Origin of the sequence: Microcoleus sp. S1D4 (genome assembly GCF_036700765.1) — a bacterium.
In the GTDB taxonomy this organism is placed as follows: domain Bacteria; phylum Cyanobacteriota; class Cyanobacteriia; order Cyanobacteriales; family Microcoleaceae; genus Microcoleus.
In genome coordinates this window covers 1-8,911 of record NZ_JAUBPP010000053.1, presented here as the reverse complement: position 1 = coordinate 8,911, position 8,911 = coordinate 1, and the positions used below count along the sequence as shown (strand labels likewise).

At 42.4% G+C, this 8,911-nt stretch carries 9 protein-coding genes; 4 read left to right on the top strand and 5 right to left on the bottom strand.

Translation table 11 applies throughout. From position 1 onward, the window contains the following. Positions 1–20: 20 nt before the first annotated feature. The 5 genes from QT998_RS27160 to QT998_RS27140 form a co-directional block, all read right to left on the bottom strand. On the bottom strand, positions 21–977 hold the full coding sequence (locus QT998_RS27160) for an IS4 family transposase (protein ID WP_333118911.1): 957 nt from the start codon (positions 975–977) through the stop codon (positions 21–23). 166 nt (positions 978–1,143) lie between these two features. Then, the gene (locus tag QT998_RS27155) at positions 1,144–1,524 is read right to left on the bottom strand and encodes a hypothetical protein (protein ID WP_333218212.1); all 381 of its coding nucleotides are present in this window, start codon (positions 1,522–1,524) and stop codon (positions 1,144–1,146) included. Positions 1,525–1,861: 337 nt separating this feature from the next. After that, positions 1,862–2,614: an IS1 family transposase gene (locus QT998_RS27150; RefSeq protein ID WP_333118906.1), complete on the bottom strand. Its 753-nt coding sequence runs from the start codon at positions 2,612–2,614 to the stop codon at positions 1,862–1,864. Positions 2,615–2,719: 105 nt separating this feature from the next. Beyond that, positions 2,720–4,372: a relaxase/mobilization nuclease domain-containing protein gene (locus tag QT998_RS27145; protein WP_333118904.1), complete on the bottom strand. Its 1,653-nt coding sequence runs from the start codon at positions 4,370–4,372 to the stop codon at positions 2,720–2,722. A 65-nt stretch (positions 4,373–4,437) separates the two neighbouring features. Then, the gene (locus tag QT998_RS27140; RefSeq protein ID WP_333118902.1) at positions 4,438–4,722 is read right to left on the bottom strand and encodes a mobilization protein; all 285 of its coding nucleotides are present in this window, start codon (positions 4,720–4,722) and stop codon (positions 4,438–4,440) included. Positions 4,723–5,886: 1,164 nt separating this feature from the next. Here QT998_RS27140 and QT998_RS27135 point away from each other — a divergent pair. From QT998_RS27135 to QT998_RS27120, 4 genes are all read left to right on the top strand, one after another. Then, positions 5,887–6,312 carry a hypothetical protein gene (locus QT998_RS27135; RefSeq protein WP_333218210.1) on the top strand — a complete coding sequence of 142 codons (426 nt, stop codon included), beginning with the start codon at positions 5,887–5,889 and terminating at the stop codon, positions 6,310–6,312. A 74-nt stretch (positions 6,313–6,386) separates the two neighbouring features. Further along, positions 6,387–6,752: a hypothetical protein gene (locus QT998_RS27130; protein WP_333118900.1), complete on the top strand. Its 366-nt coding sequence runs from the start codon at positions 6,387–6,389 to the stop codon at positions 6,750–6,752. A gap of 871 nt (positions 6,753–7,623) precedes the next feature. After that, on the top strand, positions 7,624–8,469 hold the full coding sequence (locus tag QT998_RS27125) for a hypothetical protein (RefSeq protein ID WP_333118898.1): 846 nt from the start codon (positions 7,624–7,626) through the stop codon (positions 8,467–8,469). Then, on the top strand, positions 8,438–8,911 hold a 474-nt coding region (locus QT998_RS27120; protein ID WP_333118896.1), incomplete at its 3' end, for a hypothetical protein. The genes QT998_RS27125 and QT998_RS27120, both read left to right, overlap by 32 nt.

Here is an 8,911-nt window from a genome sequence, read left to right as displayed (position 1 = left end):
TCATTTTTTTATTGTCACAATCAAGTATTGCATATAATTGTATCATAGTCTTGATAATGATTTAGGATTGCTATATAAGCGATGCTTACTAACAACATTAAGGTTAATAGCCTGGGTTCTGATACTTGGGCATCTTCAATGTTATAGCCACCGCTTTTATAATCTCTAAACATTTCTTCTATGTCAAATCTTTGTTTATAAGCGCTCATAGCAGCTTTTAAGGTTTTTAAGTTAGTTAATATAAACCATCCTTCTTTGACTGTGACTCCGCGATATTTTCCTTTCCATTTACAAGCGACGTTAGCTTTAAATCCTTTAAATTTGGTCACTTTGGTTCCGGATAAAAATAAAGACATTCCCGGTCTAATTCCTAAATTTTTTAAGTCTACCCAGATTTCTCCTTCCCGGAGAATGTATTCGGATTTTTTCAACCTCAGACAAAAATTGACTTTTTGTTCGTCAAGCCAGTTTCCTAAGATAACCGAACAAAATTCTCGGTCTCCTAAAATGACTATTCGATAGTTTCTAATGATTGGTAATATTTTGGTGAAAGCAGCTTTTTGTTGCTGAAAATTACTATTTCCTTTTTTCGGTAACAGCTCAAAATATAGAGGAATCGCTCTTTTGTCCCAAATTATACTAATTATTAGAAAATTAAACTGGCTCCATTTAGTTCTATCAATGGCTATATGAAGACTGTCAGTAGGGTGAAAATAAAGATTTAATAAATCTGTAATAAGAGCTCGCCAGATTTTTTCCACAGTCTGTTGAGGAAGCATCAGAAATCTTTGAATTTTCTTACGACGACTTTCATAAGTGATAGGTAATGGTAAGTCAGAGGCGAGTTTCCCTAACTGTACATATCTTTGGGCTTGAATGACGATTATTAAGAGCTTTAACATCAATAATTCAGCTAGACTTAAATGCTTTCTAAGGTGAATCATATAAAATTCAGGAATTTGGAACTTCATTGTCATTAGCCTCTCATTATTAAGAATTAATCAATAATTTTTTGACGACTATAGTAGGCTGAAACTGCCTAACAGTAACAATTATAGCCTATCGTGTCTCCCTTTCAGATGTGGTTTTAATGTTTGCTATTGGCTGCCGGAGAAACAAACTTGTCTCTCCGGCATAATTGAATTACCAGTCGATTTTTAGCTCGCAGTTTTTGTTGCTGCCGTTGCTGCTACCATTGCTGCTGTCGTTGTTGCTGTCGTTGTTGCTACGGTTGCTGCTTTCGAGAGGGAATTGGAAGTTTAATGCCAGCAGTTCTTGCTCAATAATTGACTTTCTGTCTTGGATTTTTTTGTCCCTCACAAGTCGCAGAGCGTGGATTATTTTGTCGAGCGTTTGATAGCTTGTTTGTTGAAAATTCAGTACAAGTGTTGTTTCCCTGCCCATGATGTACAGTTCGTTTTCTGTTTGGTGCACGCAGGTTAAATTATTGAAGTAATAGGTGTAGGTTTGCGATAGTTCCATTTTTTTTTCCGATGCTTTATTTTTGGGCGCGACAGCGCTCATAAATTGGTTTTTTCGTAAATGTTAGTGAGTCCGCTACAATGTATAAATAATTTATTTTTACCCATTTTGACTCACAAATTATTTGAACAAGCACGGTCTCAATTTACTTAATAGTTACGCCAAAATAGTTGATAAATACGTTAAAAAAGCTGTCAAAATTAGTGGTAGCAATATCAGTAATTGGTACTCCTGCCTGGTAAGAATAATTGGGGGGATAAAACGGTTGACCCACCGTTATCAAAACCCTGATATGGCCGAACTACCCAGTAATTTATGTCGCAACCATAAAATTTGTGGTAGTCCTATTTAGTAAAGGATAGAGAAAAAGCAGACATATTCAACAACTCGAAGGTTCAGAACGAATCAGTGCATTGTAGTGATGGATGAAATTCCAGATTGCGCCAATATGATTGTCTAACTTCTTAGAGAACGATAATGTCCTTCTTACTAGCCGTGACACTCGTTGCCGCAAAGTGTTGTTGAATCGTTCTATGTAACTGGTCAATCCACTGTCCTTGCCTACGGCTCGATGACGTTTGCTCGGCAGTGCTGTTTCATAGGCCTGCCAGTAATCGGTATAGATGACGGCACATTGTCGGTACACAGGCGGCAGCGAGGCCCATAATGCCCTTGCAGCATCCCCAGAACGATCGCCGATATAGCAACCGACAATCTCACGGGTTGTGACATCTTGGGCAAGCCACACCCACTGCTTGTTCCCTTTATCATCCACGAAGGACCACAACTCATCCATCTGCACCGCTAGTTGTCCCTGGGTTTTGGGCTTTACCTGCACTTGTTGCGGCACAGCAGCGTAGCAAGCGTTGACATATCCTTGCAACCAGTCCTCCGACACTTCCATCACACGGGCGATTCCGGCCAGGGGAAGTTTCTCCAATAGCAAGCGATCAATCATCGCTTTACGGTCTGGATCAATCGGCTTCCACTGCGGATTCTCAACGAATTGACGACCACAATCACGACATTTGTAGTTTTGTTTTCCCCGGCGGGTCGTGCCGTTCTTCATGATGTCATCAGAACCACAGCTTGGGCAGAGTAGGTAAAGTTTCACGGCGCAAAAGTGAGACATACAACTCCATGCTAACTATTTTTCTCTATCCTTTACAAAATAGCACGACCAATTTGTTAGCTAGCGCTTTTATTTAATAAAAGTCAAATTTTTAAGTGGCAATAACTAATCCAGTTCGAGGTCTTGGGTGTGCCGTTTATACTGTTGGTTATTTTGTTTAGGAGTTTGCTGTTCTTGCTCAATTAATTGTATCCAAATATCATTCCAACTTGACGGTGGATTAACAAGTTCTGCATCCGGTAGCAACGATCGCGCATTTCGAGCGAGCATATAATCTTCTGCAATCGCTATAATAACGCTATCGAGTTCTTGTAAGAATTCTATAGGCAGTTGTGAAGCTCGTTCAATTCCTAGGTAAAGTGTCGCTGGTGCTGTTGTAGAGTTATCCTGTTCAATAAGCAAAATTGAAAGGGCTTCGATTGGGTTACAGGCAATCACAGCTCGCTCAATTTCTCCAGTAGTGGCTACCCAGAAAGCAGCTTCAGATGACAGGGGATGGGTTGTAGTAAAGTTGCCTCTTTCATCTAGGACAAAAGCGAACCGGGCTTCTCCCTCAAGCGTCCGTCCTGTAAAGACAGCCTTTTCTGAGCCGGCATACAACCAAGAATGAGAGTGCAATAAATCGAGTAATTCTAAGGGTAAACTGTACTCGGCGGCAAGGTGAGATCGTACTTTTTGCCACTGATTTTTATCAGGTTCTGGCAGTATTGACAGTTGCAACTCTAACTCATTTGCTGTTACAGGAGTTGCAGGTGCGGTTGCTGCTAACTCAACTTGTGATAACTCTAACTCATTTGCTATTGCAGGTGCAGTTGTTGTTATCTCAAATTGTGACAACTCTAACTCATTTGCTGTGGCAGGAGTTGCAGGTGCGCCTGCTACTAACTCAAATTGTGACGACTCTAACTCATTTTCCTCTGCCTCACTGGGGGCGATAGCTAAGTGTTGTGGCTGCATTAAAGCCTCAATTAGGGCGTTATCTCGCCCTTTGTCATAGCTAACGCCTCGATGCTTCTGCAATCCAGAAAAAGTGTAGGCTTTACCCAACTGAGTGCCACTTAAAGCGACTTCATCTAAATTGTAAGAAATGCCTGTACTGAAGCCGATTCCAGTTCGAGTCAATCCGACTTGTACCTCTACGGCTTGTTGCTGCAACCGCTCAACGAATTCTGGCATACTTGGGTTGTCTTGGGTAACTTCATCAATTAAGTCTTGCAATTGCACCCTGACGCTCTTGTTTCTCTTGCTTTTTAATTGCCTGTGTTCTCCTGTAGTCTGAGCTCGCTTGTCTGTTTCCCAACTGGGTGTAACAGTTTCCAGGCTGTAGTTCCGTTCTAGCTGGCGAATAGTTTCTTGGCTTTTGTAATAATCCCAGCTATCGTCAACAACGCCTCCATCTAGGTAAATGCGACTGGCGACGACGTGGATGTGGTCGTGTTCTGTATCGTTGTGCTTGACAACTGCGTACTGGTTGTTGTCAAATTCCATCGCTTTCATGTAGTTGGCTGCGATAGCCAGCCAGCGTTGGTCATTTTCTTCAGAATCTTCTAGTTTTTCGGTGCTATCGACAGATAAAGTGGCGTGAAAAACTGCTACTTTCAGGTTAGGTCTTAGTTGTCGGGCGATTCCAAATTCAGCAGCCAGTTCTTCAGGAGTTTGTCCGCACATAGTACCGCCAATTAGAGCGGCGTCTTTTTTGCCCAGCACGTAGTTCAGGCAGTCCCGAAAGCCTGTACCTTTGATTTGTTTGCCAATCATAACCGGAAAGCCGTCAGTTGCACAGAATCGATTGCTCAGGCGGTAAAGCCCAGGCTTGTTAATAGTTAGCGTACTGTAGATTTAGCGAGGTTTGCAACTATTGCTTTAATTGTAGCTTGGTTCTCTCGAATGAGTTGCTGTACGCTTTTTAAGAGTCCTGTATTGACAACAACGGGTTCTCCCAATGCCACAGCACTATTGCAAGCTTTAGCAATTTGATTGAGCTTGTTTCCGGCAATTCTCAATTGGGCATCAATCTTGCATAACACTTGATAGACTTTTAAGTCAAATGCAGCTAAAGGGCGCGGTATGGTTCTCCTCAAAGCTGCACGGCGCATGAAGTCGCTCATGCTCAAATTGACTAGGCGAGGCTCTTGCTTTAATTTGCTTGTAGTCTGAGTCAGACAATCTCAGTTCCAGCCGACTCGAAAGTCTCAGATTTTGCTGCTGTTGAGGAAATTTATTGAGCTTCATAGTCATAAAAATAGTTGAGTTAATCTCATTTTATAAATCTATAACTACTTTCAAATTCACCCCAAAAGAGCAAACTAGGGGCGTAAAGTGACCCCCGCCATTTGAGGATAACTGGTTGCGAGCGCTACTCAATAACTGACAATCTATCCATTTGCTTTTTAAAGTGTTTGCTCGACAGGCGAGGGCGTTGTCAGCTCCTTTCTCCCTCTCATTTCTTATAGCTGTATAATATTCAGCTTAATTTGTATTACAGTTAGCTACAATTGTCATTAAAGCTTAAGAAAGTCTTAAGCCCGACGTTGCGGCTAGGATTCCACATTCATGAGGTGCATTGTTTTTATTTAACAGTAATAAATAAAGCTTTGTACGGACAAAACCATTGCTTGCTACCGAGAGAGAACAGCTATAACCAGTCCCAACGGGAAAGGGAATGAACAGCACAAAAAAGCAGCAATTTGACCGAGAAATTCAGGCGTTTGCTGTATATTTTCCGATATAATCAGAGAGAATGCAGTCCCTGCAAAAGCCTGAATTCTACCTGTTTTTGTACAGCAAACACCTGACTTTATACTGCAAATGCCTGACTTTAGCGTTCCACAAAATTTAGCGATTTTTTAGCTTTTTTAACAAAAACTGAATTGATTTAATAGTCAAGTTACGGTATCTAAATTGAATTAAAAATCAAATTTCAGAAGTGTGAGAAAATTGGCAACACAGTAGCCGTTATGTCAGCCTTGACAGTTGCATAAATTGCTGTTGTCGGACTCGCGCTTTGCAATGGGCTAAACTGTTATTGTCCGATCGAGCTTGACAGTCGGGCAAAAATTTACCCCCTGACCACGCTCGCGACTTAATTTTTTAGGGAGTAACGGCGATAGCCGGATGCACCGCAATTTTCGCGAAAGCTGTATGTGCAGCGAAAGTCGAGACTTGGGTAGGTTTGGGCAAGTTTTTCAAAACGGAATTGAGCGGACAAGTGCCGACAGCACCATTTCCCATCATCGATGTTCCAACAGACGCCGCCTCCGATACGCCCGGCGATGGGAACCAAGCCCAAGTTTTGGTTTTACCACCCAGAACTAGGTCGGTGCCTGTACAAACAATCTCGCCCCAATACAGGGGAAGCTTGGGCAGAAAAGATAGCATCAGAACTGTGCGGGTTGCTCGGACTGCCCAGCGCCACCATTGAACTGGCAATCTGGAACAGCGCGAACGGCACTGTTTCTCCATCCTTCGTGCCCTCGACAGGTACTCTGAGCCCCGGCAACGATATTTTAGCTCCCATAGTGCCAGACTATCCCCGATTTCAAGCCTTTAACGTGTCGCAACACACCCTCAATGCCGTGCTGGATACCATCAGCAACAGCGCAGTGGAACAGCCCCTCAACTGGACGCCGCTTGGACGGTATCGCCACGGCAGCGGACACCTTTGTTGGATACCTAATGTTAGATGCTTGGATTGGTAACACAGATCGCCACCACGAAAACTGGGGATTTGTCGAAGTAAGACGAATTCAAACGCCCCAGGTGACAGCGCATCTTGCTCCCACCTACGACCACGCATCCAGCCTCGGTAGGGAACAGACGCAACTCCAAGCGGCTCGAACGGCTCAACAACAGTGCTGTGGCTGCCTATGCAGCTAAATGCAGGTCTGCGTTCTATGCTCTTGTGGGGGACAAAAAAGCCCTGTCTCCTCTTGATGTCTTTCAAGCAGCAGCACGACGCCACCCCCAGGCAGCTAGAGTGTGGCAAGAACGCCTGGAGGCAGTGTCGGCTGCTGATACGCTAGGTCTATTTGACCGAATTTTAAGGGAACGTATTTCAGAGGCGGCAATTGCTTTTGCTCAACAGATATTAGAAATTAACCAGCGTCGGCTGCTTTTACTGCTGGAGGAACTCCGTTGAATACTTTATTTGTTGCTTGGAACGAACTACTTTCGTCACGCCTGGTTCCCTATCGGTCGGCTGACGAGCGATGGAAATAGCTACCAATTCGTTTACACGGCTGGGGTAATAGTAGCACAACGGCAATGTGGTTTTAAACCTTTGTGGTCCTTTCCAGACAGGGACAAAGTGTACGAATCACCAGAATTATTTTCCGTTTTTTCCAATCGGCTGCTGCGCCCCTCTCGCCCCGATTATCCAGATTTTTTGCGCTGGTTAAATCTCTCCTAATCTGAGAACATTGGTGACAAGTTAAGACTTAATTGCATTTGTCAATCAGTCAATACTCCGGACAGTTTTTGAGACCGAGGTTGAAACCCTTATTCTACCGTTAGCATTTGACCTCACTGAGAAGGCTGAAACCCGCATTCTGCCGTTAGTGATTGAAAACTGTCCGGACTATTGAATCAGTAATATTACTCAAAAAAACTGCTTTTTTAGGAGTGGAAAATTTACGATTTGAGAGGGAGTAGGTATAAATATCATGAGAGGCATAATTCCTCGATCGCCCAAATCTCAGTTTTATGCCCAAAATCCGAGTAAATGTTGAGCATAATTGCTGATTGACAAATGCTTTCTTAGCTTAACTTGTTACCAATGCAAAAGAAGTGACAAAAGACGTGACAAAAGAGGGTTACCTACTTATGGTAATATAAAATGCACATTTGCTTTACAGTTCTAACCAATGGCTCGACGAGCAAAGAAGACCTGGCACAAATGAACCGGGACTACTTCCAATCTCTGGATAAACAGAAATTGGTATTGGTTTGCTAAGACAGTCGATTTTGGGAAGAGTTTACTTGTCATTTTTAAAATTTCCAGGAACTAGATTATGAACAATCAATTGAGTCGAACGGCAAGTAGTATAATTGATATGGTCTCTGACAAAAAGTTGCAACAAGCATTGATTGAAAGTTTTTCTGAAAGCCAAGAGTCAGTCAGGAAAATTGAAGACTGTTTTGCTCTGCTGCCTACTTATCATTGGTCAAATCAGTTGCTAGCCATATTCTTTAATTCCTGGAAAGCCACTCACTTAAAAATGTTGGCAATTTATGGGCTTTCTTGCCGTTTACAACGTCTTGCTTTGACAAAAGCAACACCTGAACGGGAAAAACTTTTCTTTGCTAGTGCCTATAATGCTGAAACTAGCTACGAAGATTTGGGGCTAGACTTTCAAGGGCAAACTCATGCTGAATTGTATGACAATTTGGTTAGCTTCTTTTTGGGTAACTTTCCGTGGCAGCTAGAAGAATATTGTTTACCCAAAGCACGTGAGTTTAAGAAATGGATATATCAAAACATGGTAGTAGATGATATTTCCACAGGGCTACTCAGCAATATGTTTTCTGAAATTTACAATCACGCTGAATACACAATGGCTCTTTCTGCGTTTTCAGAACTTGTTAACAATCATTACCAGTGTTCTAGTGAAGAAAAAGATAAAGCCCTATGCTATGTTCAAGCTCACGTTGCCGATGAGACAGAAGTCGCTCATTTTCTAGTGGTCGTCAAAGCCTTGCAAGAGTATACCCAAGCGACTAACACTACCATCGACTATCAACAAGCAAAGCTGTTGTTTAAAGAATACCTTAACCGTGTCAGCTTGGTAATGGAAGAGTTAACTGTGAGCTTGAAACAAGAAACAGATGCTACCAGAAATCTCCTGTACGTCTCTTAAACCGAAGCATCATTATTGTTACGAAAATATTGCACAAGCAATGATAGCGATGAGAGAGTATCGTTGCCAACATACTCTCATTGCTCAAGCAAAAAGAGAACGAGGAGAGGTCATTGCCGATCAAAACTATCCTGTAGAAGTCATTGCCCTTAGACCAAAGCGGATTCAAGCATCACCTTTACTCCTGTTAGGTGGTATGGGTCCGTTAGCGGGTATCATCGCTTTTGAACAAGCCTGTCAAATCTTTAAAAATAGCAGGGAAATTGTTCTGTTTCAGGCTTGTTCTCTACCCGACAGAACTGCCATCATCCAACAAGTAACTCAAAATATAGGGGAATTTTCAGTAGAAGACCACTTAGTCGTGATACTAAGCTGCTACGCAGCTAAACCGGATAAAATAGCATTGCCTTTATTTTTGATTTTTCGATCCCATTTAATAACC

Bases quoted from the DNA above. Each gene is read 5' to 3' on its own strand.
- QT998_RS27160 (WP_333118911.1), bottom strand. From the start codon at position 977: ATGACAATGAAGTTCCAAATTCCTGAATTTTATATGATTCACCTTAGA.
- QT998_RS27140 (WP_333118902.1), bottom strand. From the start codon at position 4,722: ATGAGCGACTTCATGCGCCGTGCAGCTTTGAGGAGAACCATACCGCGC.
- QT998_RS27150 (WP_333118906.1), bottom strand. From the start codon at position 2,614: ATGTCTCACTTTTGCGCCGTGAAACTTTACCTACTCTGCCCAAGCTGT.
- QT998_RS27145 (WP_333118904.1), bottom strand. From the start codon at position 4,372: ATGATTGGCAAACAAATCAAAGGTACAGGCTTTCGGGACTGCCTGAAC.
- QT998_RS27135 (WP_333218210.1), top strand. From the start codon at position 5,887: ATGGGAACCAAGCCCAAGTTTTGGTTTTACCACCCAGAACTAGGTCGG.
- QT998_RS27155 (WP_333218212.1), bottom strand. From the start codon at position 1,524: ATGAGCGCTGTCGCGCCCAAAAATAAAGCATCGGAAAAAAAAATGGAA.
- QT998_RS27125 (WP_333118898.1), top strand. From the start codon at position 7,624: ATGAACAATCAATTGAGTCGAACGGCAAGTAGTATAATTGATATGGTC.